The 26,994-nt window shown below is 70.1% G+C and carries 18 protein-coding genes, 1 pseudogene and 1 riboswitch; of the genes and pseudogenes, 11 read left to right on the forward strand and 8 right to left on the reverse strand.

Going from position 1 to position 26,994, the window contains the following annotated elements:
• Positions 1-301 precede the first annotated feature (301 nt).
• The gene (locus tag U1T56_RS04100) at positions 302-529 is read left to right on the forward strand and encodes a hypothetical protein (RefSeq protein ID WP_418158172.1); all 228 of its coding nucleotides are present in this window, start codon (positions 302-304) and stop codon (positions 527-529) included.
• Positions 530-532: 3 nt separating this feature from the next.
• Here U1T56_RS04100 and U1T56_RS04105 read toward each other — a convergent pair whose 3' ends face one another.
• The 7 genes from U1T56_RS04105 to metK all read right to left on the reverse strand — a co-directional run bounded on the left by U1T56_RS04105 (position 533) and on the right by metK (position 11,781).
• Complete coding sequence (locus tag U1T56_RS04105; RefSeq protein WP_418158173.1) at positions 533-3,739, reverse strand: DEAD/DEAH box helicase; 3,207 nt, start codon at positions 3,737-3,739, stop codon at positions 533-535.
• Positions 3,736-6,672 carry a DUF1156 domain-containing protein gene (locus U1T56_RS04110; protein WP_418158174.1) on the reverse strand — a complete coding sequence of 979 codons (2,937 nt, stop codon included), beginning with the start codon at positions 6,670-6,672 and terminating at the stop codon, positions 3,736-3,738. The genes U1T56_RS04105 and U1T56_RS04110 overlap by 4 nt, the downstream gene beginning before the upstream one ends.
• Before the next feature lie 11 nt (positions 6,673-6,683).
• Positions 6,684-7,169 carry a DUF7680 family protein gene (locus tag U1T56_RS04115; RefSeq protein ID WP_418158175.1) on the reverse strand — a complete coding sequence of 162 codons (486 nt, stop codon included), beginning with the start codon at positions 7,167-7,169 and terminating at the stop codon, positions 6,684-6,686.
• Positions 7,166-7,507, reverse strand: a complete 342-nt coding sequence (locus U1T56_RS04120) for a hypothetical protein (protein WP_418158176.1) — start codon at positions 7,505-7,507, stop codon at positions 7,166-7,168. The genes U1T56_RS04115 and U1T56_RS04120 overlap by 4 nt, the downstream gene beginning before the upstream one ends.
• Positions 7,443-9,821: a DUF499 domain-containing protein gene (locus tag U1T56_RS04125; RefSeq protein ID WP_418158359.1), complete on the reverse strand. Its 2,379-nt coding sequence runs from the start codon at positions 9,819-9,821 to the stop codon at positions 7,443-7,445. Before U1T56_RS04125 ends, U1T56_RS04120 begins: the two co-directional genes overlap by 65 nt.
• 176 nt (positions 9,822-9,997) lie before the next feature.
• Positions 9,998-10,597 carry a hypothetical protein gene (locus U1T56_RS04130; protein WP_418158177.1) on the reverse strand — a complete coding sequence of 200 codons (600 nt, stop codon included), beginning with the start codon at positions 10,595-10,597 and terminating at the stop codon, positions 9,998-10,000.
• Positions 10,598-10,629: 32 nt separating this feature from the next.
• On the reverse strand, positions 10,630-11,781 hold the full coding sequence (gene metK / locus U1T56_RS04135) for a methionine adenosyltransferase (protein ID WP_418158178.1): 1,152 nt from the start codon (positions 11,779-11,781) through the stop codon (positions 10,630-10,632).
• A 47-nt stretch (positions 11,782-11,828) separates the two neighbouring features.
• Positions 11,829-11,935, reverse strand: a riboswitch (SAM-I-IV-variant riboswitch).
• A 1,116-nt stretch (positions 11,936-13,051) separates the two neighbouring features.
• Between metK and U1T56_RS04140 the strand changes: the two are divergent.
• The 10 genes and pseudogenes from U1T56_RS04140 to U1T56_RS04185 all read left to right on the forward strand — a co-directional run.
• A pseudogene (locus U1T56_RS04140) lies at positions 13,052-13,315 on the forward strand (transposase); the annotation flags it as partial.
• 200 nt (positions 13,316-13,515) lie between these two features.
• Positions 13,516-13,641: a hypothetical protein gene (locus U1T56_RS04145; RefSeq protein WP_418158179.1), complete on the forward strand. Its 126-nt coding sequence runs from the start codon at positions 13,516-13,518 to the stop codon at positions 13,639-13,641.
• A gap of 59 nt (positions 13,642-13,700) precedes the next feature.
• Positions 13,701-15,989, forward strand: coding sequence for a helicase-related protein (locus tag U1T56_RS04150; RefSeq protein WP_418158180.1), 2,289 nt, complete (start codon positions 13,701-13,703; stop codon positions 15,987-15,989).
• 312 nt (positions 15,990-16,301) lie between these two features.
• Positions 16,302-17,747, forward strand: a complete 1,446-nt coding sequence (locus U1T56_RS04155; RefSeq protein ID WP_418158181.1) for a helix-turn-helix domain-containing protein — start codon at positions 16,302-16,304, stop codon at positions 17,745-17,747.
• A 111-nt stretch (positions 17,748-17,858) separates the two neighbouring features.
• Complete coding sequence (locus U1T56_RS04160) at positions 17,859-18,890, forward strand: LLM class flavin-dependent oxidoreductase (protein ID WP_418158360.1); 1,032 nt, start codon at positions 17,859-17,861, stop codon at positions 18,888-18,890.
• Entirely contained in the window at positions 18,887-19,615 is a 729-nt protein-coding gene (locus U1T56_RS04165) for an NAD-dependent deacylase (protein ID WP_418158182.1), read from the forward strand. The genes U1T56_RS04160 and U1T56_RS04165 overlap by 4 nt, the downstream gene beginning before the upstream one ends.
• Before the next feature lie 77 nt (positions 19,616-19,692).
• On the forward strand, positions 19,693-20,820 hold the full coding sequence (locus U1T56_RS04170; protein WP_418158183.1) for a M20 family metallopeptidase: 1,128 nt from the start codon (positions 19,693-19,695) through the stop codon (positions 20,818-20,820).
• A 75-nt stretch (positions 20,821-20,895) separates the two neighbouring features.
• Entirely contained in the window at positions 20,896-21,537 is a 642-nt protein-coding gene (locus tag U1T56_RS04175) for a glutathione S-transferase family protein (protein WP_418158184.1), read from the forward strand.
• Between the two features lie 237 nt (positions 21,538-21,774).
• The gene (locus tag U1T56_RS04180; protein ID WP_418158185.1) at positions 21,775-22,278 is read left to right on the forward strand and encodes a hypothetical protein; all 504 of its coding nucleotides are present in this window, start codon (positions 21,775-21,777) and stop codon (positions 22,276-22,278) included.
• Between the two features lie 417 nt (positions 22,279-22,695).
• The gene (locus U1T56_RS04185) at positions 22,696-23,445 is read left to right on the forward strand and encodes a LuxR C-terminal-related transcriptional regulator (RefSeq protein WP_418158186.1); all 750 of its coding nucleotides are present in this window, start codon (positions 22,696-22,698) and stop codon (positions 23,443-23,445) included.
• 267 nt (positions 23,446-23,712) lie between these two features.
• Here the strand turns inward: U1T56_RS04185 and U1T56_RS04190 are convergent, their stop codons facing one another.
• Entirely contained in the window at positions 23,713-26,295 is a 2,583-nt protein-coding gene (locus U1T56_RS04190; protein ID WP_418158187.1) for a two-partner secretion domain-containing protein, read from the reverse strand.
• Positions 26,296-26,994: the final 699 nt, after the last annotated feature.

The following is a 26,994-nucleotide window of genomic DNA, read 5'->3' on the forward strand; positions in this document are numbered from 1 at the left end:
TGGCCCGTCGTCTGGATCGGCCCCGACCCGGACAGCGACCACGTGCTGCGGGCCGTCGTCTGCGGCTCGACCTTCATCGCACGAGGCGGGAGCGCCTGATGACCGAGATCGAGCGGCTGCGAGCCGAGGTCGCCGAGCTACGCGACGAGCTTTCCCGGCTCACCGTGCACCCCGAGGTCACGCCGTCGAGGACGGACCTTGAGATGGCCGAACGGCTGCTGGCCTACATCGGCAAGGCCAGCCCCGAAAGGCCAGAGATGCCATCGCACGGGCGCTGGCCGGCGCACGCGGCACCGGCCACATGGCGGCGCAGCAGTGCTTGGAGGCCGAGATACGGGAAGGGTACGAGCGCGACAGGCGGGTGCGGGAGGTGCTGGAGTGGGGGCGCTCGGCAAAGCCGCCGATGCTCGCCGACAGCGACCGCGCGCACAGCGACGGCGCGTTCGGCTATCGCACGGTCCTGGAAGACGTCGCGATCGCCTTGGAGAGAGCCCTGGAGAGAGGGGGAGGCGAGGTGGTATCAATCTGACGGTCAGGTTTCGACCTGCAGCTTGCCGAGCAGAGTCGCCAGGCTCTGCTCCGTCACCGGCGGCTCCCCTTTCGGCAGATCATCCGCTACCGGAAACGCCGGGTTGCCCGGCGACCAAAGCTCGACCGTGTCCGCGTTCTGCTCGTAGTAGGCGGGATCGGTGGTCACCCGGATTGCACCCCTCAGGCCCGGCTGGCTGAACTTGTACGCGCGCGGGTCGAGCGGCTGCGCCTCGATGCCCGGCGGCAGCAGCGCGTGCGTGCGGATCACCCGGTCGAGGTCGTCCATGGTCACCGCGGGCTCCGGGCGCTTGGGTTCGACGAGATCGGCCTCGGTGACCGCGTCGAGGTCGAAGCCATGAGCCTGGACCTCGGCCGTCTCCGCCTCGATCTCCCGGACCGCATCTGCGCGGGCCTCGTAGGGCCGTGTCCGGCCCGCCAGCACGCGGCTCGTGATCAGGGTCGGCAGCCGGGCGAGGATCGGCTGGAGCTTGCCGACGACGCTCTCGAACAGGTTGATCCTGTCGCGCAGCGCCCGGTACACGTCCGTCTCGACCGTGTCGGCGTAGTGCAGGTTGAAGATGCGGATGACCTCGTGCTTCTGCCCGAGGCGGTCGATGCGCCCGATCCGCTGCTCGACCCGCATCGGGTTCCAGGGCATGTCGTAGTTGATCAGGGCTCCGCAGAACTGGAAATTGAGCCCCTCGGCGGCGGCATCGGTGCAGAGCAGCACGTCGGCCTGTCCCCCGCGGAACCGCCGCTTCACCTCGTCGCGCGAGATGGTGCGCCACGTCCCGTCCGGGTTCTGGACCTCGCCGCCGCGGCCCGAGAAGCACATGATCCGCAGCTCAGTGTCGCGGCCGATCTCGCGGCGCAGGAAGTCCATCGTGTCGGTGAACTGGGTGAAGACCATCGCCTGCGCGTAGCCGCGATGGCGCAGCTCGGCGATGGCCTCCTTCAGGCGCGCGAGCTTGGTATCGGGCGGCAGTCGCCGGATCATGCCGAGCAGGCGCTCGATGTCCGATCTCTCCTCCAGCGCCAGCGCCTGCCGTTCCAGCGCCGCCGCCTCGTCGAGGTCGGGATCGTCGTCCTCGCCCTCGCCCAAGGTCTCCTCCAGGAGGTCGAGCGGGCGCGACCCGGCCTCGTGCTGCCTGATCGCGTCCAGGTGCCCCTGCAGCGTCCGTTCGAGCGCGAAGAAGCTGCTGGCCAGCCGCCGACGGTAGATCGTCATGACGAAGCCGACGGCGTTCCGGTCCTTGGCCGTCGCCTGATTGTACGTCGTCGAGATGTAGTCCTCGACGGCCTCGTACACCGCCCGCTCGTCCGGGGAGAGATCGATGAACCGGTCCTCGACCCGCCGGTCGGCGATGCGCGTCGAGAGCTTGCCCGCCTTGTAGTATTTCCGCAGCAGCTCGCGCGTGTGGCGCGACACCAGCCGGTTGATCGGCGTGTGCAGGCGCATCAGGCGGAGCGCCGCCTTGCGCTCGGGCGTCTCTAGCTGGCGGCGGGGGATGCTGGCCTGGTCGCGCAGCGCGGCCAGGATTTTCTTGGCCTTGAGGTTGCTCGTGATGCCGACCTGCTGCAGCTCCGAGGCATCGACAGGCCCGTGGTAGCACTCCACGGCGCGGAACAGGGCCGCGAGCCGGTCGAACGCCTCGTGGCTCGGGCTGTCCTGCATGACCTCCTCGAAGAAGCGCAAGAACGCGTCCTGCGTCCACTCCGGCGGCAGCCCGAGCAGGCTCAAGAGGTCGTAAACCTCGACGGGATGGACCTGCATCGGCGTCGCCGTCAGCAGCACCAGCCCCTGCGTGCGGCTCTTCAACCCGCGCATGAGGGCGAGCAGGGCGTTCGGGCCGCCCTCGTTGGCGGTCCCGGCCCCCTTGCGCCGCGCATGGTGGGCCTCGTCGAGGACCACGAGGTCCCACGGCTCCGCTGCTTCCAGCAGCTCGGGCTGGCGGTCGGACCGCCGCACGAGGTGGCTGGAGACGATCACGACCGGCTCCTTGTGCCAATCCTCGCGGGCGACCACGCGCTCGCTACGGCCCTCCAGGGCAGGCGACGGGTACCACGTCAGCTTCTGGCCGTCGTAGATCGGCCAGTTGAGGTTGAACTTCTCGCGCAGCTCGATCTGCCACTGGCGACAGACGTTCTTGGGGGCGAGGATCAGGATGCGCTTGGCGTGGCCCGCGAGCCATGCCTGCCGGAGCAGCAGCCCTGCCTGGATGGTCTTGCCGAGCCCGACCTCGTCGGCGATCAGGAGCTTGGGCGGCTTCGGCGGAGTCAGCGTCCAGCCGTCGTAGAGCCGCTGGAAGGCGCGGACCTGATGCGGCCACGGCGTCACCGCCGAGGTCGCCTCGCCGACGCGGCTGCCACCGCCCGGCAGCCTCGCCGCCACGGCGATGAAGCCCCACACGGCCCGGCGCAGATCGAGCAGATCGATGACCGGCGCGGGTGGGGTGGCATCGTGGGCAGGCGGCTCGGGCTCCGGGGCGACGACGTCGAGCCGCCTGATCCGCGCCGGTCGGTCCTCGTGCGGCAGGAAGCGCAGCAGGTCCTCGCGGACGGCCGACGGCACGTCGACGGTGACGGCGTGCTTGGCCTGATTGGCCCACAGGCGCGCGAAGTTCTGGTCCTCCTCGTCGACCCGCTCGGGGTCGCGCCAGGAGGTGAAGACGTTCAGGCTCTCCCAGTTCTTCGTCCACCCGGCGGCGGTCTCGTTGAGCGAGCCGTTGAAGGCGATACGATCACCGGTCTTGTCCTCGACGACCCCGGCCTTCTCGTGGAACAGGCCATCGGCCGGAACGGGCCTGCGGTGCTCGTCGCAGGGCACGGCGATGCGGATGTCGAGCCGCCCCTGCTCCACGAGCCACGCCAGCAGCTCCAGCGCGTCGATGGCGTGCTGGTCCTGTGGCACGAGCGGGTTGGCCCGGATGTGCCGCTCGACCTGGGCCTTGAGCGCCTCGCCCTTCTCGATGGCCTCGATCTCCGGCAGGTCGAGGGTGCAGCCCACGATCAGCCGCATCCGGCCGCCGTTCGCCACCAGCCACTCGACCCCGCGTGCCGCGAGCGCCAGCGCCGAGGCGCTGAAGAAGCCGGTCAGCCGGTCGTAGCGAACGGCGCAGGTCAGGAGCGGGACATAGAGCAGCTTCACCAGATCGCCGTGATCCGGCGTGTACTTCAGCCTCCAGTCCCGATCCTGCAGACGCGTCATGCCGCCTTGGCCTCCCGCCAGAGGTCGAGCTGCTCGGGCTCGTCGAGCTTGTCGGCGAAAGCGAGCTTGCGCAGGTTCTCCAGGGCCTCGAAGTCGCTCCCGGCCGCCGCGAGGTCGCCATCGAGCTTCACGCCGCTGTAGGCTTGCGAGACCGGCAGGACCTCCAGCACCGCTTCCAGGGCCGACAGGAACGTCGGCTCGCCGTCGACGCCGGACTTGGCCAGCATCTCGCGGGCGACCTGCAGGTTGCGGGTCCGGCCGAGATGCGCCGCGTGGTGGATGGCGTCGAGCATCGAGCGCGAGCCGTCGGGCGAGCCCAGGGCGCCCTTGGCCGCACGCCGGGCGCTGTCCCAGAGCACGAGATCGCTGCCCTTCTTCTCGGCCAGGACGCCCACCACCTGCGTGTCGAGATCGACGCCGACGGCGCGGGCGAGCCGCAGGGCCTCGTCGTAGGGGAAGACCGGGGCGCGGAACGCGTCCCACGCCAGCACGAAGAACGAGGTCAGCGGATCCAGCTCCTCGTTGGGCTTGAGGTGGGTGAGCTGTTCGAGCCGCCAGCGCTTCACCTCGCGGCGGGCGGCGTCGAGCGCATCCTCGGGCGTCACGGCATAGGGGTCCCATTCCTCGGCGAGGATTTCGGCCTGCCGCTTGCGCTTGAGCGCCTCGGGCTTGGGCCGGGGCGTGCCGCGCTTCACCGGCCAATGGCGCGAGAACTCCTCCAGCGCCGGGCCGAAGCTCGCGAGGTAGAGGTCGACACCCGTGATTCCGCCCTTTTGGAACTCCTTCACGCGGGCGCGGACGGCGCGGGCGACCTCGGGCTCGATGTCCTCCCAATAGGCCGAGCCGCTTCCGGCCGCTGCCGGATCGCGCGGGCGGCAGACGAGGAAGATCGTGCTGTTGGCGGCCGACTTGTCCTTGATGTGCAGCGAGCCTTCGGCCTCGGTGTTGATCGGCCACGAGGCGGTAATAACAAAGCCCGCCTCGATGAGCCCCTTGGTCAGCGCATCCCAGGCTCCCGTGGCCTTGTGCGTGAACATCAGGGTCATGATGCCGTCGGGCTTCAGCACGCGGCGGCATTCCTCGAAGATGCGCCGCATCCGCTCCTGATAGTCGCGGCCCGCCAGCGCCTTGGCACCCTTCTGGCCCGCGAACTTCGCCGGGTTGGCGACGGCCTCGTTCTCCTTGTCGGTGAGCTGCCGGGTGAACAGGTCCGGCACGACGTAGCCCGCGGTCCGCTTCAGCCAGACGTAGAAGAAGTCGGACAGCTCGGCGTACATGACGTTGTCGTAGTAGGGCGGGTCCATGACGACGACGTCGACGGAGCCGTCCTCGATATGATCGAGCAGATCGCCGGACTTGCAGGTGATCGTGACCGGCGGGGGCGTGAAGGTCGTGGCCGAAGCGCGTGCGAGGAGATCGTGGCCGTGCTGTGCATCGGGCCGGACCAACTCCACCAGCTCCCCGATGCACTTGGCCGTCTGCTCGATGGCCCAATCGTAGCCGAGGCCCACGATGAGCGGAGCCATCTCCGCACTTGTCCACGTCACGGAGAAATCATGTCGCTCGAATATCTGCGCCATAACCTCCCGACCTGGATGCCAACGTGACCTACGACAGTTGTAGGTTAGAAGCTTGTCGAGACTCAGCGCCAGATACACGAACGCGGCGCGCGTCAGGTCCGTCAGGCCGCGCTGCTCCTCCTCGGCCAGCAGCTCGCGGTAGACCTCGACGGCCGTGCCGTGGCCGAGAAGCTGGCGGGGATTGAAGAGGTCCTGCCAGCGTAGCATCCCGTACCGATGAGGCTCGCTGGTCTTCAGTCCATCGGGAATCGGCTCGCCAGGAATGATGTCCAGCGCCTCCCATTCCGGCAGCTTCTCGTCGAGCGCGGCGCGGACGGCGGCGCTGTTGTCGTCCTCGGGACGGGGTGCGCGATAGCCGCGCTCCCATTTGTCCTTGCCGCGCTTGCCGGTCTTGGTGCGGGTCTCGATCCGGCGCTTGAACACCACGGCGAACAACTGCTCGCCCATGCCGCCCGCCTGCGCCTGCCGCTTGATCTCGCCGCCGTCGATCACCCGCCCGCAATCGGGGAACGGGCAGGTCGCGTCGCCATCGGAGACCGTGCCCGCCGACTGCTCCTTGACCGAGCGCACGATCTCGAACTCGCAGCGCCGCTTCGGATCACCGGGGCCGCCCTCGCACCGCGGGCGCAGGCGCACGCCCGTACCGTCGGGAGCCAGCCGCCAGTTCGGCGATAGGGGGACGAGCCCCTCGCAATAAGGACAGCGGATCGTGCGCGCCCAGAGATAGGTAAGATCGTACTGGTCGGGTGCGCCGGGCTGCGGGAAAAATGTCGCCAGCCGGTCGTCAATACGCTTCCGAAACTCGGACGCGAGCGCCTCAAACTGGCTCTTGAGGATCATGCCGAAGCGAACGGGCCACTCGACCGTGGCTTTCTCGATCAACGCTGCAACAGGATTGAGATCATTGGACAGCACTCCGAGCCCGAGGCGCACAGCCTCGAATGGGATGCTCCCACCGCCTGCTGTCGGGTCGAGCACGCTGATGCTGCGCTTGCAAAGGTGGCGTTCGAGCCATGCGCGATCCACCGCATCCGGCACATACGAGAATGCGCGATCATAACCATAAGGGTCATCGACGCGGATGCCGGTCCGTCGGGCCTTATCGATCTTGCGCCTTGCCGCCACAGGGTCACCGTGGATGCCCAGGATGCGCATGAACTGCTTATGATCCGCATCCGTCGGGAGCAGCGACGCCAGCACGGCCGCACGCGAAGCCACGAGCGGGCGGCGCGCCCACCACACGTGCAGGTAATACGTAGGCGGCAGCGCCGTCATGGACCGGCGCTCGCGGACGCTCTCTTCGCCAAGGGCAGCAATCGGCAGCCACCGCTCGATCAGGCGGGTATCGGTCATGACGGGACGTCTCAGGAGTGCTTGGGACCGGTCAGCAGGTAGCGCAGCGCCGTGAGCACGCGGCGGGGGTTCTTGCGGTGCATCGCCATGCCGAGCCAGTAGGCCGCCTCCTCGCGGCCCATGGCCTCGATGCCTTCGGCCACCGCGCGCATGTTCTCGCGGCTGCGCATCGGGGCGAGCACCCTGAACAGCAGGCCGAGCATGAGGGCCACGTCCTCGTCGATGCGGTGGCCCTCCTTGCGGTCGGCCTCCCGTCCGCTGAACCTGATCCCGGCCTGCGACAGGCGGCGCAGCACGCGATGCTCGACGAGGTCGAGATTGCGACCGCGCAGGCCCGCGATCCGGGTCGGCGCGGTCAGGTGCGGCGATGCTGGCGAGGGGAGCTGCCAGACCTCGATCTCGGTGTCCCCCGGGCCGTGACGGCGTGTGCGCACCTCGTAGGCCGGGGCGGACAAGGGGGGCTCGATGCCGCGCATGCGGATGATTCTCGCGCTCACGCTTTCACCTCCGCCGTCGCTTCGACGTAGGCCGCGCCGGTCGCAAATCGGGTCAGTTGCTCGTTGAGCTTCTCGGGGGCGTCGGAGCCGAGATCGAGCCCTTGGGCGAAGGCGATCTCGAACCGCGCCTTGAGGTCCTTGTCCTTGGCGGCGCGGAGCTGCGGCTCCAGGAACTCCTTGAGCGGCTGCGCTTCGCTCGGCGCACCCTTGAAGGAAATGCCGACCTCGCTGCCGCCGCCGGTCTCGTAGGCACCCTCGAACTCGACCCGCTTGCTATCCGCGCCGCGGACGGCGGCGACGACGCCCAGGAGCTTGAAGGCGTCGCTCGCGTCGAACATGCGGATGCCGATGGCACCGATCTTGGCGACCTTCTTGGCGCGCGCCTGTTCCCAGAGGCGGACGAGCGCCTCCTTCAGGAGGCCTTCGGCGGAGAAGCGGGTCGGCTCCGCGGGGCCGTCCGCGACGGTCCCGCCGTTCGTGCCCGTGATGGCGGGCTGGTCGCCGCCGGAGCCGTTGCTCGTGAGTGTCGGGCCGCCGATTCCCTCGAATGGCAAGCCCGCACCGCCCGTCCCGCCGGTCGCACCCGTGCCCGGCGGCACGGGTGCGACCGGCGGGCACGACGACGGGCTCGCTCTTCGGTGCTGGCCGGGGCCAGATGCCGTGGTCCCTGGCGAACCCCATGGTGAAGACCACGGCCTGCTCGTCGATGGCGATGGTGGTGAAGGGGTCGCCGGGGCCGTAGACGAGATCGCCGCGTTTGTAGACGTACTCGCCCTGCTCGACGCCCTTGCGGATGCCTTTGATGAACACCTCGTCGCCGATCAGGATCGGCAGCGACGGGTCGCGGCGGAACTCCTCGCGCAGCGACTGGGTGGTGATCTGGCCGCGCTTGAGCGGCGTCCGGTCGCGGACATAGGCCGGGGCGTCCGGCTCGTCCTCGGGCGTGCGCAGCTTGCGGAAGTCCCGCAAGGCTCGGACCACCTGCGGCTGGCCCAAGCCGGGCTTCTCGGACGCCGAGTGAATGTCGAGGGCGCTGTGCGCCAGGGTCAGCTCGCTGCCACCGACCCGGCTGCGGGTATCCGGGTAGAACAGGTGCCGGTATGCCTGCTGGATGGCGATGGCGACCTCGCTCTCGGAGCGGGCTTCGAGTTCGCGCACCTTGGCCTGCTGGTGCTCGTCCAGCTCCTTCAGACGCTCGGGGGCCTTCAGCTCGCGAAGCGCCAGCCGCCGGGCCATCTTGTGCCGCATCTCCTCGATGCGGCTGTCCTCGGCCACGACGAAGACGAGGTTGTTGCGGAGTATGCGCAGGCTGCCGCCTTCGGCACCCTTGCGCTCGTAGATGCGCGCGATCAGGTCCGGCACTGCCTCGACGCTCGCGCCGACGCTGCACGCGTCGGCGGACAGCACGACCAGCAGCGGGCGGCCGTTCCCCACCTCGTCGGGCACGTCCCATGGGCCAGCAGGAAACGGGACCGCCTCGAAGGTCTGGCCGCTGAAAATGTCCCTGATCCGGTCGCGCAACTCGGCGCGCAGCTCGTTCGGGTCGACGTGCGCCTCTTCCTTGCGGATCAACTGGGTCAGGTTCGCCTGCGCGCGAAAGCGCATCGGGGCACTGGGCCGGTCGTCGAGGTAGGCGGACCGGGCGAGGAACTTCTTGCGCGCCGCCTCGATGAAGGCGATGTCGGTCTGCGGCCCGAGGATCGAGAAGCGCAGGTGGTCGGCGGACACGCCCTGGAGCTGGTCGTTGAACGCCAGCGTGTGCATGAACACCGTGCGCGCCACGTAGGTCGCATAGGGCGGCAGCCCGCGATGGCTCTCCTCGTCGATCTCCTGCGCCAGCGCCTTCTTGCCGCCGTCGCCCGCGATGTCGCTGCGGATCGCGGACACGTAGAGCGATTGGCCGAGGCGGGTGACGATCTCCTGCATCACCGGCCCGTAGCCGGGGTCGACGTGATGCAGGTGGATGGCGGTCGCATCGGCGGGCTTGAGTTCCCACAGCCGGGCGATCGTGCGCCCCAGGATGCGCAACATGCCGCGTACGCGCTGGAAGTTGGCGAGCGTCGCCGTCTTGCTGGTGAAGGTCTCCAGCACGTCGGGATGGAAGGGATAGCTGGCGCGGAACTCGTCGGCGGTCTCTGCCTTGCTGGCGGCGGGCGGCAGGGCGTCGCGCTGGCCTTGCCAGACGACGCGATACGCTTCGATCACCTCGGCAGCAGCCGCGTCGTCGATCCGTTCGAACAGACGACGGCGGAGGACCTGCACGGTCTCGTCGTCCTCGGTGGGGTTCAGGATCGTCGCCTTGCGAGCCGAGACGCTATCCGCCTCGGCCATCTTGTCCGCCACGAACTGGTTCTCGTCGGAATAGGCGTCCGTGCCCTTGCCGTCCTTGCCGACGGCGAGGGTGTAGACCAGCGCGGCACGCGGCGAGGACTCGACGGCCTTGAACAGGCTGGTCAGGAAGGCCGTCAACTGATCGCGTGCGCCGGGCCTGTTCTTGATCTTCCGCAGATAGATCGACAGCTCGTCGAGCAGGATCAGGGCAGGCTCGCCGCCGAACAGCTCGGCGATGGTCTGCGCGCCGGGCGCGATCCCTTCCTCGTCGGAGCGGCGCACCCGCTCGTAGCCCGCCCGCCCGGCCAGAGCGTAGGCGATCTCGCCTCAGGGCGTGTAGGCGAGCACGCCATCGCCCATCGAGCGCCCATTGGCCGGGTCGGCATTCTCGCCATTAGCACACCGGTATGGGTAGGGTGGATCGGCTGATGGCTGATGGCCGCCCGATCCCGATCTGCCCGCAGCGGGCGAGTCAGGTTGGCGCGTCTCGGGTTCCGTCAATCCCATTGCCCGACCTCGACCCTGATCGGCACGTTCAGCTCGACGAAGCGAGCCTGCAGGAGCGAGATCGTGAGCTGATTCCTGGCCTCGACCCATTGGTCGCTGCTGCACGGGTGATACCCGTACTCGATGAAATCGAGTTCGCCGGGACCCGCACCATGCCGTTCGAGCCAGGGGCCGATCTCCAGCTCCTGGAGCAGGCGAAAGGCCCTGGCGCAGGGGCTCCACCGCAGATCCCACATCATGAGCCATGTTCTCTCGTTCATGGGCCGGTCGAGGTCGTGGGCGGTCAGCCGCCACTCCTGCCGGATGTAGCGGAAGTCCGACAGCTTGGTCATGTCGCGGCCCTGGCGGCGGAAGAACTCGCGCCAGGTGATCGTATAGGACGGCTCGTACTCGAAAGGCCCGAGCGTCAGTATCCAGCCGTTGCCCATCTCGGGGATAGGAGGATAGGCGAACAGCGTCTCCTCGGCCTTCGCCGGTGCCACCAGCAGCGGGCCGCGTCGGGCGCGGATGTGCGCCTTGGCGCGGCCGACGAACGCGCTCGTGATCAGGCCGCCCATGCCGATCAGGAACCCGCGTCGCTTGAGGTCCATGTTCTTTCTCCTTGTCGTGTCTGCAGGACTGGTCAGCCCGCCAAGGCCTCGTTCTCCCAGGGCATGTCGGCGCGCCCGAAATGCCCGAAGGTAGCCGTCTTGCGGTAGATCGGGCGGCCCAGCCTGAGGCGCTGGATGATCGAAGCCGTCCGCAGCAGCGCCGGAGCGTTGGGCACGGCCTCGGCCAGAAGTTCGCCGTCTGGCAGCCGGCCGGTGCCGAAGGTCTCGACGCCGATCGCCACTGGCTCCGCCCTGCCGATCGCATACGCGACCCGCACCTCGCACGCCCTGGCCCAGCCCGCGGCGACGAGGTGCTTCGCGAGCTGCCGTGCGCCATAGGCCGCCGAGCGATCGACCTTGGTCGGGTCCTTGCCCGAGAACGCGCCACCGCCGTGCCGGGCGTAGCCGCCATAGGTGTCGACGATGATCTTGCGGCCGGTAAGGCCGGCGTCGGCCACCGGCCCGCCGAGGACGAACGAGCCCGCCGGGTTGATCAGGAGCCGCATCGGCCCCGGCAGCCCCTCGGGCAACACGGGGAGGATGATCCGCTCCTCGACCAGGCGGCGCAGCCTGCCCAGGCCCAGCCCGGCCACGTGCTGGGTCGAGAGCGCGACGGTGTCGATCGCCACCGGCCGGCCCTCTTCGTAGCGTACCGTGACCTGCGCCTTGGCGTCGGGCCCGAGAACGGCACCTTCCTCGGTCAGGCGCACCGTGCGCTGCCGGCGCATGAGCGCCTGGGCGAGGCTGATCGGCAGCGGCATCAGCTCCGGCGTCTCGTCGCAGGCAAAGCCGTACATCAGCCCCTGGTCACCCGCGCCGGTGTCCGCGCCGTCCACACCCTGGGCGATCTCGGGCGACTGGCGGGTGAGCGCCGTCAGGACCTGGAGTCCGTCGAGGTCGAGGCCCCAGCGCCCGTCGCCGTGGCCGATGTCGCGCAGGACCTCGCGGGCCAGCGCTATAGGATCGATCGTGGCGTTCGTGGTGATCTCGCCGACGATGGCGAGCAGGCTGCCCTTGATCGCGCACTCGACCGCGACCCGGCTCTGCGGGTCCTCGGCGAGGCAGGCGTCGAGGATGGCATCACTGATCTGGTCGCAGATTTTGTCGGGGTGGCCGTCCGAGACCGCCTCGGCCGTCATGAGCCCGTCCACGGCCCAGCGGCCGTGCTCGACAGATGCGGACATGAAAAAACCCTCCTTCGGCTCGCACCGAGGAGGGCTGACGCGTGGTGCAGGTCCCGCTTGGTTGCCGGTTCCGGCCACATCCCGCTTGCGCGGCTCCACCTTGCCTGGGACGGGCAGGTTGGCGAGGGCGTCAGCCCAACTCTTGATGCTGCAGAGAGGATGCTCGATCACGCCGTTTCCGTCAAGAGCCGGCCCGAGGCCAGGAGCATACCCGGATGGCGATGCCCGGCGTGTCATCCGGCGGCGCTGGACGAGGCAGGTCATGCGAGGGGCGCCGGGCAGGAGGATCAATGAGGAAGCTCCTGAACGCCCGGCTTGGCCGCGCCGCCGGAGCTTAGGGTCTGGCAGAGGCTGGCGAGGTCTGTCGCAAGCGGTCGATCTCCGCCGCTCGGGAGTGTACCAGGGCTTCGAGCCGGCGCTCCCTGGAGGACGGCTAGCCGCAGTTCCCGAGGCATCCTACGGGCTCTGGCGCACGTTCCGGCGTAGCTCGCTGCGGGTCTCGAAGAACTGCTCCGGGTCCCGCCAGTACGGCCGGAGCCGCGCCACGCGCCATGCCACGGCCTACGGCGCTTCCGCGGCGCTGGCCGCCGACGGCCTCACGGGCGGCGCTCATTGCACCGCCTCCCGCACCGGCACCCTCAGCTGGCGGCAGAAGCGGATGAGCTCGGCACGGGCCATGCCCGGCTGCAGCTTAGGCAGCCGAGCCATCGTGCCGCCTTCCACCACTACGAACTGGCCGCCGGCCATCTCGACCCACTGCTGCAGCCGTGCCAGGCGTTCTTCGTGCGAACGGCACGCCGGGAACCCCGACGCCCACCAACGGTCGTCCGTCCATGGAGCGGCAAAAGCCGCCGCCGCCCGGCGGCGGAAGGCCGCGAAGACCCTCAGTAGCTCGCATAAGGCCACCACGCTGGAGAGAGGGCTGCCGGCGGCGGCGGACAGGAGGGCCGTTGCATCGGGGGCAGGGCGCAGAAGGACCGCCCAGCCAGCGCAGCGGCGCTGCCGGGCAGCAGCGGCGGCTTGCAGGCCGAGCAGCGCCAGCCCCTTCCAGGGGGGGCGATGGAAGGAGCGCCCATTGCAGGACATGCAGGGTGCGCAGGGGTCGCCGGCATGGTCGAGAGGAACCCCTCCGCCGCTCTCCGCAAGGGTACGTGCTACCCGTGCTACCTGGCATGGCCGGTGTTTGTGCGGCTTTAGAGGCCGAGGCGGTCACCGCCGGTCTTCGGTGTAGGATCGAGTTGCTGAGGCACGAACCTGCACGGAGACGACGATGACCACCGACAGAATGACCCTTCTCGCGCTGATCGAGAAGCGGGCCGATGGCGACCTGGTCCGCGAACTGCTGGCCTACGCCGCCGAGCGGCTGATGGCGGCCGAGGTTGAGAGCTCGTGTGGCGCCGGCCATGGCGAGCGCCGCCTCGACCGCACCAACCAGCGCAACGGCTACCGCGAGCGGCCCTGGGACACCCGCGCCGGCCGGATCGAGCTCAAGATCCCCAAGCTCCGCAAGGGCTCGTACTTCCCAGCCTTTCTCGGTTGACGGCGCCGCCGTCGACCGGCGCACGACGGAGCGGGCCTTGCGGCAGGGCGATGTCGGGCTGATCCGCGTCGCGGAGGCCGGCATGGAGACGTTGTGCGTCGTCACCAGCCGCGGCCTCGCCGCCAAGACCGCGCGCGGCGTCGCGTACCTGCCGCGGACGCTCCTGGTGACGAGCTGGCCCGTCGGAGAAGACCATGGGTAAGGTCGGCCCCCAGATCGCGATCGGCGCGGCCCTGGTCGGGGCGTCGTTCCTGCTGCCGAAGGCGCCCGGACCATTGAATTCGGGCGCGGGCACCCGACATGTGCCCTATACCTCATGATCCCGATGACTCCCGAACAAACCCGAAGCCTTCTCCGCGCAGCGAGGCGCCATGCCTCCTTGCACGGCATCGTCGCCACGCCCGCCGACTGGCGCGCCCTCGCCGAGCGGATCGGCCGGGACGGCCTCGCCGACAAGCTCTCGGTCCGTGCAGCGGTCGAGCGGCTCGGTCCGCCGCGCACGGCCTTTCTCGATCGCCTGCTCGCGGGCGATCCCGCCCTGGCACGGCGCACGCCGGCCGAGCTGTGGGACGAGCTGAAGCACCTCCCCGAGCGCTTCGACCTGCCGCGGCGCGACCGTCCGGCCCAGGTCCGGCGCGTCCTTTCGGCCTACGCCCGGCATCACGGCTTTTCCGGGATCGGGCCGCTGGCCGAGGCGGCGCTCGCCCACGCTGCCGACGAGCGGGCAGGGCGCGCTGCGGCACGGCGCCAGCGTGCCGAGGTGCCTGCCCCTGCGGCCGTGCCGCAGCTCGTGGATGCGATCTGGCTCGCGCAGCGCGTCGGCGCCGATGTCGGTCAGGTGCTCGCGATTCTCAGGCGCTGCGGCGTCGAGCGCGATGCCAGCCTCACCCGCCGGCTGCCGGGGCGCGCGCAGCGCATCCCGGCGTTCCGGGAGGAGCGCGTGCGCGAGATCGAGGCCCTGCTCCGGCGCGAGCTCGCGGCCGATCGCGCCCGGATCGAGGCGGCACGCCGCGAGGAGGAGCGCCGACGCGAGCAGCAGCGGCACGAGCGCGCGGCGCGGGCGGCGCGGCTGCGCGCCGCGAGCGGCCTCGGCGACTATCCCGCCCTGTTCCCGGAAGCCCGCTCGCTCGGCCGCCGCTGGATCGCCTTTCTCGGCCCCACCAACAGCGGCAAGACCTATGCCGCCATGCAGGCGCTCATGACGGCCCGCACCGGCGTCTATCTGGCGCCGCTCCGGCTGCTCGCGCTCGAGGGCTACGAGATCCTGCAGGAAGGCGGAATGAAGGCCGCCATGCTCACGGGCGAGGAGACCCTGGGCGATCTCGACGCCGCGACCCACGTCGCCTCCACGATCGAGATGCTGAGCACGCGCCGCGTGGTCGACGCCGCCGTGATCGACGAGGTCCAGATGCTGGGCGATCCCCAGCGCGGCCATGCCTGGACCCAGGCCCTGGTCGGGGCTCCGGCGCGCACGCTCCTGATCTGCGGCTCGCCCGCGGCCGAGCCGGCGCTGCGCCGCCTCTCGGCGCTCTTGGGCGAGCCGCTCGAGATCCGCCGCTTCCAGCGCAAGGCGCCGCTCGAGCTCCTGTCCCGGCCGGTCCATATCGGAGCCCTTCGGGAGGGCGATGCGGTCGTGGTGTTCAGCCGCCGTCAGGCGCACGATCTGCGCCAGGCTCTGGGCCGGCAGGGGCGGCGCACCGCCATGATCTACGGCTCCTTGAGCCCGCAGGTGCGGCGGACCGAGGCCGCGCGCTTCAACAGCGGCGAGGCCGAGATCCTGATCGCGACCGATGCGATCGGGATGGGGCTCAACCTCAACATCCGCCGCATCCTGTTCGGGGCGCTGAAGAAGTTCACCGGCACCACGGCCGGCTGGCTCGAGCCCGAGGCGATGCGCCAGATCGCGGGCCGGGCGGGGCGCTACGGCAAGCACGAGGTGGGCGAGGTCGGGGTGCTCTTGGGTGTCGAGGGCTTCGACCGCCTCGCCACCGCGCTGCGCCAGGCACCGGCGCCGCTCGATCCGCCGAGCTTCCGCTTCTTCCCGCCGGCCGAGGCCACGACCGCCGTGGCCGAGGGGCTGGGTGTCGACCGGCTGCTGCCGACCCTCGACTACATCGCGGGCTCGGTGGCGCGCCGCGGCGAGTTCGTGCTGCGGCTCGAGGACGAGCAGCGGGAGCTCGCCGGGCTGGTCGACCTCTGGGCGCGACGGCTGCCGCTGGAGCAGCGCCACCGCCTGCTCGGCTCGCCCATTCCGCTCGCGATCGGCCGTGTCGTGGACTTCGCGCAGTCGGCGATCGAGGCCCTGGCGCAGGGCCGCGAGCGCAGCCTCGAGCCCGAGCTCGAGGAGGTGCACCGGCTGCACGGCTACGGCCGGCTGCAGGGCCTCGAGGATCTCGCGCGCATCGCGACGCTGGCCCGCTGGCTGGGCCGCCGCTGGCCGGGCACGCTCGACCTTCAGCTCGCCGACGCGCTCGCCGAGGAGGCCGACCGCAAGATCGCCGCGGCACTCGCGAGCCGCCCGCGCGAGCGGCAGGTCGTGGGCCCGGAGCGGCACCGGCCGGCGAAGGGAAAGGGACGGGGCCACGGCAAGCGGCGCCTCGCCCGTACGGGCGGAGCGCGCGAGCGGCAGGAAGCGATGAAGCGCGACGCCGGGCGTCGGCATCTCTGAATGTGGCCGCTTTGTGCATACCTGAGTGGTGCTTTCTCCCCATGACGTAGGCGGGTGTGGCTCGACGGCCATGCAAGGTCCGGGGAGAGGGCGCCGTAATCGTGTGATGATGACAACTCAACCGGCATAATCGACACCAAGTCCAGGTCATCGCCGGTTAGCTTCCGATGCATCCTGGGTTATAGGAAAGCCCTTGGACCGCGGAGGTCCTCGTCCGGAGGGCGGACCGGCCATGAAAGGCCGTTCATGCTTGCCATGGTACGACGGGTCCGCCCTTCGCTCACGCACGACGGCTCGCGCCGAGGGAGTTCCATGCTCGAGACCAACCCACCTTCACCGGCGGACCAGCCGATCCGGATCGAGGAAGCGGGGCAGGAGATCCCCCGCCTGTTGCAGCGAACGCGGCTCGCACGGGGCGAGGATCTCGCCGAGATCGCGCGCGTGCTGCGGATTCGCGAAGCCTATCTCGCGGCCCTGGAGCAAGGCCAGTTCGAGCTGATCGTGGGCCGCCCCTATCTCCTGGGATTCTTGCGCAGCTACGCCAGCCATCTCGGTCTCGACGGCGAGGAGCTGGCCGGAACGCTCAAGGCCTGGCTCGATCGGAACGATCCGCCGCCCGCGGCCGACGAACGCAAGCCCGCCACGAGCCCGGGACGGGTGATGGCGCTGTCGGCCGCGGGCGCGCTCCTGCTCGTCGCCGCGGTCTATGTCGGCAGCCAAGGCATCCTCTCCGGCGGGGAGCAGCTCCCCGGAACCGAGTCCGCCCGAACACCGGCCGATGTGGCGGGGACAGCGCCAGCACCGGCCGAGCCGCCGATGGCGGCGGGGGGAACGACCCGGCCCGGCGCGGCGGAGCAGCCGCCCTCGGATGAGAACGTCGCCGCCGCCCCGGTACCGGCGAGCTCTGCGGAGCCGGCGTCTCCCGCCGCGGAAGCGACGGGTCCCGACCCGGCCGGGCCGGCGACCGGCACCGCCATGGCATCCGGCGAATCGACGGCTACGGGCCAAGCCGGCGCGGCACCTCCGGAAGCTGCGCCGCCTTCGCGGCCGCCGGCGAGCGCGGACGTGGCCGCCACCTCCGACGGTGCGCAGCAGGAGGCGGCGCCCGAGCCTCCGTCCGGCATCGCCGCGAGCGAGCCCGCTACGCCTCCGGCCGCCCCGGGCGAGCCGCCGCCGGCCAGCGACAGCATCGCGGCGGCCCCTCCGTCCATGCCGCCAGCAGCCGACGTCACGCCTACCCCTTCGGCTGCTCCGCCGGCGGCCGACATGGCGGCGGCTCCTTCGGCCACCCCGCCGGCGACCGACGCAACGCCGGCTCCGGCGAGCGTCGAGCCGGCAGCCGCACCGACCGAACCTCCGCCGCCGGCGGAGACGACCACGGCCGCCGCGACGGCGGCGCCGGAGAAGGCCCCGGCCTTGCCGTCGGACAGCGGCCAGGCGGCGGCTCCCTCGTCCACGCCGCCATCGGCCACGGCGACGCCCGCGCCGCCGACGCCGGCACCGCGGGGCGGCCAGTTCGCGCTCCACCTCGCTTCCGTGCGCGATCCGGCCGTCGTGGCCGGAGAGTGGCAGCGGGTCGTCAAGCATCACCCGAGCCTCGCCGGCCTCGAGCCGCTGCCGCCCATGGCGGTGAGCATTCCCGGCAAGGGCACGTACTACCGCGTCGTCGCCGGCTCGTTCGCGACCAGGGCCGAGGCGCGGGCGGAGTGCGAGCGGCTCCGTGCCGAGAACCAGTACTGCATGGTCGTGACGCCCTGAGGCCGATCCGGCGCGGGCGGGCACGGCCGGTGCCGCCTGTGCCGGGCGCCCGGCGAGCCGGACCCGATGCGCGGCCTTGCCGTGGGCCTGCCCCGCGCCCAGATCTGCGCCATGCTGCCTCTGTCCGTGCTCGACCTTTCCTTCACCACCACGGCCACGTCCGGCGCGCAGGCGCTGCGGAACAGCCTCGATCTCGCCCGCCTCGCCGATCGCCTCGGCTACCGGCGCTACTGGGTGGCGGAGCACCACAACCTGCCCTCGGTCGCGAGCGGTGCTCCGGAGATCATGATCGGCGCCATCGCCGCCGCCACACATCACATCCGGGTCGGTGCCGGCGGGGTCATGCTGCCGAACCATGCGCCGCTCATGGTGGCCGAGCGCTTCAAGGTGCTGGAAGCCCTATATCCCGGTCGGATCGATCTCGGCATCGGCCGCGCACCCGGCACGGACCCGCTCACCACCCTGGCGCTGCGCCGGCGGCAGGACGGCCGGGGGGAGGACGATTTCCTGGAGCGCTTCCAGGAGCTCATGCTCTGGAAGAGCGGGGCTTTCCCCGAGAATCATCCCTTCCGCAAGATCCGGGTGATGCCCGAGGACGTGCCGGTACCGCCGGTCTGGCTCCTGGGCTCGGGCGAGTACAGCGCCCGGCTCGCGGGCGAGGTCGGCCTCGGCTTCGCCTTCGCGCACCATTTCGCGAGCCTCGAGGCCGAGGAGGCGATGGAGCTCTACCGGGAGAGCTTCCGGCCCTCGACCTGGCTCGAGCGGCCGTACGCCATCCTCGCCACGGCCGTGGTCTGTGCCGACAGCGACGAGGCGGCCGAACGGCTCGCCGCGACGGCCGATCACGCCTATATCCGCCGGTGGCGTGGCGACTACGGTCCCCTGGTGAGCCCGGAGGAGGCCCTGGCCTACCGCTACACGCCGAGCGAGGAGGAGGCGCGCCGCGCGAACCGGCGCCGCCTCTTCGTCGGCAGCCCGGACACGGTCGCGCGGCACCTCGGCGCGTTCGCGCGAGCGGTGCGGGCGGACGAGATCATGGTCACGACCGCGATCTTCGACCACGCCGCGCGCAAGCGCTCGTACGAGCTCTTCGCCCGGGCCTTCGGGCTCGTTCCTCCTGCTACCTCCCAGGGCACGCCATGAAGCGCTACCCGACCGACGGGCTGATCGTCGTCCTGACCGGTGCCGGCATCTCGGCCGAATCCGGGCTCGCCACCTTCCGGGGTGCCGGCGGCCTGTGGGAAGGGCACCGGGTCGAGGACGTGGCGACACCCGAGGCGTTCGCCCGTAATCCCGCCCTCGTCCAGCGCTTCTACAATCTGCGCCGGGCACAGCTCCGCGATCCCGCCGTCCGCCCCAACGCGGCGCACCGGGCCTTGGCCCGCCTCGAGCGGGAATGGCCCGGCGAGGTGCTCGTCGTCACCCAGAACGTGGACGACCTCCACGAGCGCGCCGGCACCAGGAACCTGATCCACATGCACGGCGAGCTCCTGCGGGCCTTGTGCCTCGCCTGCAACGACTCCATGCCCTGGAGCGAGGATCTCTCGCCGGAAGCCGTCTGCCCGAGCTGCGGCGGCAAGGGCGGGCTGCGGCCCGACATCGTCTGGTTCGGCGAGATGCCCTACCGCATGGACGAGATCTACGATGCGCTGACGCGCTGCGCCCTGTTCCTCTCGATCGGCACCTCGGGCCAGGTCTATCCGGCGGCGGGCTTCGTCGAGGTGGTGCGCGAGAGCGGCGAAGCACCCACGATCGAGATCAACCTCGAGCCCTCGGCCACGCGCTCGCGCTTTTCGGAGCATCGCTCGGGAGCGGCGGGCGAGCTCGTACCGGCGCTCGTCGACGAGCTGCTGGCGCAGGCCTCCTGATCGGGTGTGACGCTGGACAAGACGGGCGCGGGCGCCCACGATCCGGGCTCGCGCCCTCTCGGTGCTGAGGAGCCGGCATGTCCTTGAGCACGGATGCGATCGACCTGACCCGACGGCTGCTGCGCCTCGACACCATCAACCCGCCGGGTGGCGAGGAGGCAGCGATCGCGCTTTTGGGTGGCCTTCTGGAGGCGGCCGGGTTCACGACCCGCCGCGTCGATCTCGCTCCCGGCCGGCCCAACCTGATCGCCCGCCTGTCCGGCAGCGATCCGGACGCGCCGGCACTTGGCCTCACCGGCCATGTCGACATCGTGCCCCTGGGCGAAGCTCCCTGGCGGCACGACCCGTTCGCCGGCGAGACCGACGGCGACCGCCTCTACGGCCGCGGCTCGGCCGACATGAAGAGCGGTGTCGCGGCCATGGTGGTGGCGGCGCTCGCGGTGGCGCGCGAGAAGGGACGCCGTGCCGGGCTCGAGCTCGTCCTGACCGCGGGCGAAGAGACCGGCTGTGCCGGAGCGAAGCGCATCGTCGAGACGCCACGGACGCTCGGCCGGGTAGGGGCGCTCGTCGTGGGCGAGCCCACGGGGCTCTCGCCCGGGCTCGGCCATCGCGGGGTGATCTGGCTGCGGTTCCACTTCAAGGGCCGGAGCGCGCACGCCTCCATGCCGCACGAAGGCGACAATGCCGTGCTCAAGGCGGCCCGGGCCGCCGTGCGGCTCGCTCACCACGATTTCGGCGGCGCCTGCCATCATGCGCTGGGCCGCCCGACTCTCAATCTCGGCCGGATCGAAGGCGGCTGCAACCTGAACTCGGTGCCGGACAGGGCCGTGCTCGGCATCGACATCCGGCCGATCCCGGGTCAGACCAGCGCTGCCATCGTGGCCGAGCTCTCGGCCTTGTGCCCGGAAGCCGAGATCGAGATCCTGAGCGACTGCCCGCCTTTGTGGAGCGCGGGCCGGGACGACTGGCTCGCCCAGGTGATGGAGCGCACCCGCGCGGTGACGGGAAGGGCGGTCGATCCGGCACCCGTTCCGTTCGCGACCGATGCGGGCTTTCTGGCCCCCGCCTATGGCGGCGTGCCGACCGTGATCCTCGGCCCCGGCGAGACCGAGCAGGCGCACAAGACCGACGAGTGGTGCTCGCTGACCCGGATCGGGCAGGCGGCCGAGCTCTATCGCGATCTTGCCGCTGCCTGGTGCCGCTGACGGGCCCTGCACGGAGGCCGGGCCCGGATCGAAGGTGACACGATGACGATCTGAGACATCCCGAGGAGGCATCGCATGGCAGCGCCCGTCGTCTACGGCCCCGGTGTGAGCACCTATGTCCGCACGGTCCGCCTCACGCTCGAGGAGAAGGCGCTCGAGTACCGGCTCGTCGAGGTCGACCTCCTGAAGGGCGAGCACCAGGAGCCGGCGCATCGAGCCCGCCATCCGTTCGGCAAGGTGCCGGTGCTCGAGCACGACGGCTACAGCCTCTACGAGACCAGCGCCATCACGCGCTACCTTGACGCGGCCTTCCCCGAGGTATCGCTGACCCCGACCGATCCGCGCCAGATCGGCCGGATGCAGCAGGCCATCGCCGTCGTCGACGCCTATGTCTACAAGGCTCTCGTCACCGACATCGTGATCCCGCGCGTGCTCGTGCCGATGACGGGCGGCACTCCCGACGAGGCCGCCATCCAGGGCGCGCTGCCGATGGCGGAGCTGTGCTTACGCGTTCTCGACGAGCTGCTGGAGGGCGTCTCCTATCTCTCCGGCGGCGGGCTCGGCCTCGCCGATCTCCATCTCGCACCGATTCTCGCCTATTTCAGCCGCACCCCGGAGGGCGGGCGCCTGCTTCCCTCGTATCCGAACCTGCAGCGCTGGTGGGGCGGCATCGCCTCGCGCGAGAGCATGGCGCGCACCCAGCCCGGCCTCGGCTGAGACGGGGCGGCCGTCCGACGGCTTCACGGCCGCATCCATCGCGCTCGACCTCTTCGACGGCCGCACGCACCACACGTCCGCACCATCCGACACTCCCGATTTCTGCCGCGTCGTGTTGCTGTCGGAGAACGCGACCGGATGGGCCGGACTGGCATCGTGCCCGGCATCGTGCTAGGATTCACCGATTGGATTAGACGATAGAATGATCGGGAATCTTGGGGAGACATCAGGAGGCGAATGGTGAATAGAAGGGATCTTTTTTCTACCGTTCTGGCCGCTATCGGTTCTGCGACCATGGCGGATGGTGCCAAGGCAGGCAATCCACAAGACATTGCTCTCAATCTCTATTGGAGCGCGCCGAGCAATGACTATGCCACGGTGACCCCACAACAGAGTAATCTTGGCCCGGATTATCAGCCCATCAGCGTGGAGGGCTATATCTGGCTGGTCCAGAGGCCTGACACGCTGCCGCTCAGGCTCTACTGGAGCGCGGCGCGCGGCGACTATGCCACCGTGGCATCGCCGCAGAGCAGCCTTACCCTGCAGAACGCGGGTTACCAGCTGCTTAGCATAATGGGCTACATCTACGCGACCCAGAGGCCCGGCACGGTGCCGCTCAGGCTCTACTGGAGCGCGGCGCGCGGCGACTATGCCACCGTGGCATCGCCGCAGAACGGCCTCAACCTGCAGAACGCGGGCTACAGACCTCTTCGGAGAGAGGGCTACGTCTTTCCACCTTGAGCGCGATCAAAGCCGGGCGCCTCTGCTGATCTGGAGCGCACCACGGCATCGTCGCCGTAGCGCAGGCGGGCGGTAGCAAAGCAGGTCGATGGTACCGCTGCCGGTATTTTTCCCCCTTTTCCCTCTCTTCAAGTCCTTCTTGTGACTCGACTCACAGCTTGGAGCGCTCTTTTGCGGCAAGCTGGCGGGATGTGTTCGGGATAGCCCGGAACCCGCCTCTGAAGGGCGCCACGAGTGAGCCGGGCTCGGGTCCGAGGAGGAGTGCCCATGCCTGCAGAAGACGATGAACCGCTCGGAGCCGGGAATAATCCGGCGGGCGAGGTGTTATCCATGTGCCTGCAGGAGCGGACACCCCTTTCCGTCATCGTCCCGATCCGCGCGCAAGCGCGAAAGCCGAGCCCGTTCGGGAGAAGCACGATGCTGCCTTCTCGCCAGCAGAGCCGTTCCCGCACCGGCGTGGCGGTCGTCGCCGAGCTGCCGCTGCGGCGGGCCGGCACGCTCGATTTTGTACGCCTGCATGCCCATGCGCCGGCGCGTGCCTTCGACGGTGCCGCCGACCTGCTGGCCCAGGGACCCGCGGTCCTGAGCAGGCTGTTCTGCGTCATTCTCAACGTCGGCAGCCGCTCGGTCGCCGGAGCTGCGAACGGCGGTCCGATCGGGCAGCTACGCCGCGCTCTGCCCGACGGTGTGGCGATCGTCGTCCTGTCGGACCGCGAGGAGATCGAGGAGATCGTCGCCGCGTTCCATTATGGCGCTCGAGGATTCATTCCGTCCAGCTTCGAGCCCGAGGTCGCGAGCGAAGCTCTAGGCATCGTGCTCGCCGGCGGCACCTTCTTCCCGGCCTCCGCCCTGCTGCGCCTGCGCCGCGCCGAACCCCGCCTCGCGGTCGACCGACAGAAGCCCGAGACGTGTCGGAAGGGCGATCATTGGCCGCCTCGTCAGCTTGCCGTCCTGAAGCTGCTGGTCCAGGGCAAGGTCAACAAGGAGATCGCCCACGAGCTCGGGATCGAGGAGAGCACGGTCAAGATCCATGTCTGGCATCTCATGCGCCGGCTGGGAGTGAGCAACCGCACCCAGGCGGCCCTGCGCACCCGCCAGCTCGGCATCCTCGGTCACGAGCCGGGGAAAGAGCCGCGGGCAGTGGAGGAGCATGCCGCGGCAGCGTGAGCGTGCCGACCCAAAAGGCGAGCCGATGCTCGCCCGGCGGTGATCGAAGGTTTTTTCGAACAGGACGGTCACCTGCCGCGCAGGGATCGGCGATGCGCGATAGTAGTAGCTCAGCGGGCACGGGTGCTCAAACGATGGTTCTCGCGGATAGAGAACATTTATGAGACAAAAACGGGGTGAGCTCGTTCTTTCGGTTCGCGAGCAGCCACCGGTCCGATCGCCGGACGCTCCGGAAGAGAGCCGGGGATCCGGCCGCAGCGGGCGGCGCTAGCCCCCTGGAGCCGTCCTGCAGCCCTCGCCGAAGCGGGTCGCGAGCCTCGGCCCGACCGGGGCCGTCGGCGCACGATCCGGGTCAACATAAGCGCCGGGGAGCGGCTTTGCCGGATCGCGCGGCAGACCGCCCCGACCCATGGCGGTGAAGCTGCTGGCCGTAGCGCTCCGCCGGGCGGCGCAGCTCTCCCGCAGCAGGTTGTCGGCATTCAGGAACACGCCCTGTGGCACCGTCAGCTCGGAGCCGATCTCGTTCTCGGGCGTCACGCCCGCCACCAGGCTGTCGGACGAGATCACGGTCGTGCCGCCGAACAGCTGCACGGCGCTGATGCCCTCGAGCAGCCGCCCGGTCTCGGTGAGGGAGGCCACCCGGCTGTTGTTGAAGGCGATCAGAGGAGCCTGCAGCGTGATCACGCTCCTGCCCGCCTCGGGCAGGAGACCCGTCGAGATCAGCTCGGCATCGCGCAGGCGGATCAGATCCGAGGCGACGTCGATCCGGCCCCCCTGGCTGCCGGCGCCTACCGTGCGGATGCTTGCGCCTTCCACCTCCAGGGTGTCGGCCGTGAGCTGCACGTCCCCGGCGGGGCCGGTGCCGGTGCCGGAGGAGCTGATCTCGCCGCCGTCGCGCACGATCAGGCTCGTGGCGTCGATGGACACGTTCCCGGCAGCACCGGTCGCGTCCTCGCTGTTGGTCTGCACCGTCCCGCCGTTCGAGATCGTCAGGCGACCGGCACGGATGGAAACCTCGCCGGCATCGCCCGGCCCGAAGGTCGCGCTGCTGATCTGGCCGGTGTCGCGCAGCTCGATGCTGCCGGCTCCGACCGTCACCCGGCCGGCATCGCCGGTGGAGCGAGCCGCGGCCCGGCTGAAGATGCCGGTCGCGAGAGTCGATGCGGGGTCGCCGGTGACGGTCAGATGGCCGGCGGTGACCGCGACCTCGCCGGCATCACCCGCCCCGAAGGTGGAGCTGCTGATCTGGCCGGTATCCTGCAGCTCGATGCTGTCGGCTCCGACCGTCACCCGGCCGGCCGGGCCGGTCGAGCCGGATGCCGCATCGCTGGAAATGCTGGTGAGGTTGAACGGCGCTGCGGGGTCGCCGGTGATGCTCAGACGACCGGTGGTCACCGCCACCTCGCCGGCGCTGCCCGGCCCGAAGGTGGAGCTGCTGATCTGGCCGGTGTAGCGCAGCTCGATGCTGTCGGCGTCCACCGTCACCCGGCCGGCATTGCCGGTCGAGCGGGGGGCGGCCCGGCTGAGAATGCCGGTGACGAAGGACGATGATGGATCGCCGGTGACGGTCAGATGGCCGGCGGTGACCATGACCTCGCCGGCATCGCCCGAGCCGAAGGTGGTGCTGCTGATCACGCCGGTAGCGCGGAGCTCGATGGTGTCGGCCTTGACCGTCACCCGGCCGGCATCGCCGGTCGAGCCGAGCTCGGCAGGGCTGAAAATGCCGGTCACGAGAAACGATGCGGGGTCGCCGGTGACGGTCAGATGGCCGGCGGTGACCGCGACCTCGCCGGCCCTGCCGGAGCCGAAGGTGGCGCTGCTGATCTGACCGGCATCGCGCAGCTCGATGCTGTCGGCGTCCACCGTCACCCGGCCGGCATTGCCCGTATCGAACGTGCTGGCCGTCACCCACGAGCCGTCGGCGAGGCTCACGTCCCCGGCCCGGATCGCGACCCCGCCTTCGGCGTTCGCCCTGCCGAAATTGTCGGCGAAAACATACGAGCTGTTTTCGGCCACGAGCCGGCCGCCCTGGATCCGGATCGTGCCGCCACCATCGCCGCTCGCGATCACCGAAGCCTCGCCGCTCAGATGCACCACCCCGGAGACGGCGCCGGTGGCCTTACCCGTCTTGACCGCGACCGCGCCGGGACCGCCCAGGGCCGCCAGGGTGATCCGCCCCGCCCGCGCCCGAACGGTGCCGGGCTCGTCGGCGAACTCGGTGCCGTTCGCGATGCCGTCGCTGTTGCCCCGGATCGTGACGTCGCCGCCCGTGAGCGAGAGCGCCTGGCCTTCCGGCACGTCGAGCACGCTCCGGTCGACCGTGACCGGTGCCGGACGAGCGCCTAAGAACCCGAACGCCTGCGGGGCAGCGACCGAGAGCACGCTCCCGCCCGGCTCGCGCGCGCTGAACACCGCCCCGTCGGCAAAGCGCAGCTCGTCGGCGGTGCTGGCGTGGAACGAGCCCTTCACGTCCAGCTTCGCGTTGGGGCCGAACAGGATGCCGGCTGGGTTGAGCAGCCACAGGTCGGCGCCGGGGACCTTGGAGCGCAGGGTGCCATCGATGGTGGATGGCGCGCCGCCGGTGACCCGGCCGATGATGTTCTTGAGCCCCGAAGGCCCGGTGAAGGTGACCCGCTGCCCCTCTTCGACCCCGAAGCGGGCGAAGCTGTGGAACAGGTTCTGGCCGCGGATCCGGCCGAGCCGGGCGGGGATGGTGACCTCCGGGCCGGCAAGGCGCAGCCTGGGCCCGAGCGTGCCGTCGGTCGCCACCTCGGCCGCGCCCGCGACCGGCCACAGCAGCGTGCCCAGCGCGAGCCCGACGAGCCGGCCGTAGTCCCTGCGGTGCGCCATCGCGCTTCCCTCTCTACCGCCGCATCCCAACCGGACATCCTTCCCTACGCCGCTGCGGAGCACAAGCGCCGGTTCGGCAGCAGATCGGCCGCACGGCGGCAGTCCGATCGAGGCTCGCTCCAGTCTGTGGTGGTCTTGGTGGGACCGCATCGGCCGTGAGCCGGTCACCTGTGACCGAGATCATTCCGGGAATCCGGGATCTCTCCGCAGCATCTCCTGTGTCGCTTCCCATCATCACCGGTCGCCTCCGATCACGACCGGCTCACCTGTGATCGTTGGCACTCGGGCGATCATTGCGGATGGCGCGCGGCTTGTGTATTGGTTCGCGGCGTGCGGCAGAGCGGTTTCGCCGACCGTCGGAGGGGCAGGACGCCGACCTCATGGAGTCCCACCTGATGGACCGAGCAGGCCGAGCCGCTATCCACGTTGCGGCGAGGGCGGCGATTCTTGCTTGACCTTCCAGTCACTGGAAGCTGCATGCCTCGGCTCATGCGCATCACGGGCCTCATCGTTCTCCTCTGCCTCTTCCTGGGGTGGGCCGTCACGCCGGTTCCTGCCGAGGCGGAGCCCTGTCCATTCCATCCGCACGACGGGGCCGGCGCGCATCACGCTTCGGACAATTCCGCCCCGGCATCGGGCTGGAGTGCTGTCGATGGCACGGGCGGACCGATCCTCGCCGAAGACGAGCCTGCAACGAAA

The organism is Benzoatithermus flavus (assembly GCF_037908215.1).
GTDB classification, from domain to species: Bacteria; Pseudomonadota; Alphaproteobacteria; order Geminicoccales; family Geminicoccaceae; genus Benzoatithermus; species Benzoatithermus flavus.

Coding starts and splice junctions, on each gene's coding strand:
- U1T56_RS04100 (WP_418158172.1), top strand. CDS start 302: ATGGCGGCGCAGCAGTGCTTGGAGGCCGAGATACGGGAAGGGTACGAG.
- U1T56_RS04105 (WP_418158173.1), bottom strand. CDS start 3,739: ATGACGCGTCTGCAGGATCGGGACTGGAGGCTGAAGTACACGCCGGAT.
- U1T56_RS04110 (WP_418158174.1), bottom strand. CDS start 6,672: ATGACCGATACCCGCCTGATCGAGCGGTGGCTGCCGATTGCTGCCCTT.
- U1T56_RS04120 (WP_418158176.1), bottom strand. CDS start 7,507: ATGTTCGACGCGAGCGACGCCTTCAAGCTCCTGGGCGTCGTCGCCGCC.
- U1T56_RS04130 (WP_418158177.1), bottom strand. CDS start 10,597: ATGGACCTCAAGCGACGCGGGTTCCTGATCGGCATGGGCGGCCTGATC.
- metK (WP_418158178.1), bottom strand. CDS start 11,781: ATGTCCGCATCTGTCGAGCACGGCCGCTGGGCCGTGGACGGGCTCATG.
- U1T56_RS04145 (WP_418158179.1), top strand. CDS start 13,516: ATGGGTAAGGTCGGCCCCCAGATCGCGATCGGCGCGGCCCTGGTCGGG.
- U1T56_RS04155 (WP_418158181.1), top strand. CDS start 16,302: ATGCTCGAGACCAACCCACCTTCACCGGCGGACCAGCCGATCCGGATC.
- U1T56_RS04160 (WP_418158360.1), top strand. CDS start 17,859: ATGCTGCCTCTGTCCGTGCTCGACCTTTCCTTCACCACCACGGCCACG.
- U1T56_RS04165 (WP_418158182.1), top strand. CDS start 18,887: ATGAAGCGCTACCCGACCGACGGGCTGATCGTCGTCCTGACCGGTGCC.
- U1T56_RS04170 (WP_418158183.1), top strand. CDS start 19,693: ATGTCCTTGAGCACGGATGCGATCGACCTGACCCGACGGCTGCTGCGC.
- U1T56_RS04175 (WP_418158184.1), top strand. CDS start 20,896: ATGGCAGCGCCCGTCGTCTACGGCCCCGGTGTGAGCACCTATGTCCGC.
- U1T56_RS04180 (WP_418158185.1), top strand. CDS start 21,775: ATGGTGAATAGAAGGGATCTTTTTTCTACCGTTCTGGCCGCTATCGGT.
- U1T56_RS04185 (WP_418158186.1), top strand. CDS start 22,696: ATGCTGCCTTCTCGCCAGCAGAGCCGTTCCCGCACCGGCGTGGCGGTC.
- U1T56_RS04190 (WP_418158187.1), bottom strand. CDS start 26,295: ATGGCGCACCGCAGGGACTACGGCCGGCTCGTCGGGCTCGCGCTGGGC.